The organism is Variovorax sp. 10L426, assembly GCF_056395305.1.
In genome coordinates, this window is the sequence record NZ_JBFTJF010000111.1 from 1 (window position 1) to 409 (window position 409).

General features: G+C 72.1%; 1 pseudogene. It reads left to right on the plus strand.

Features of this window, described 5'->3' with window-relative positions:
• Positions 1-409 (plus strand): annotated as a pseudogene (locus AC1DHL_RS30005) (UbiH/UbiF/VisC/COQ6 family ubiquinone biosynthesis hydroxylase); the annotation flags it as partial.

Consider the following 409-nt stretch of genomic DNA (forward strand, 5'->3'; position numbering starts at 1 on the left):
GCCGCGGACGCCGCGCCGGGCCGCCTGGCGCGCCAGTTCGAGACGCGCATCGACGACATCGCGCAGGACACCAAGGCCGAGCGGCAGGAAGATGCCGCGCTGGTGCGGCTGACCGGCACCTCGCATGCCGATCAGGTCGGGCTGCCCATGGCGGTCACGGCGCGCCTCGCCGTGCAGGCCGAAGGCGGACTGTTCCACCAGCGCACGCAGCGGCTGGCGCGCAGCGCCGAAACCTCCCGGCGGCGCGACTACCAGCAGACGGCCATCATCGGCCATGTGACGTGTACGCAACCGCGGCGAGGCTGGGCTTGGGAGCGCTTCACCGAGGAAGGGCCGCTCGCGCTGCTGCCGCATGACGAACACGGCACTGCCGGCTATGCGATGGTCTGGTGCTGCCTGCCCGATCTGG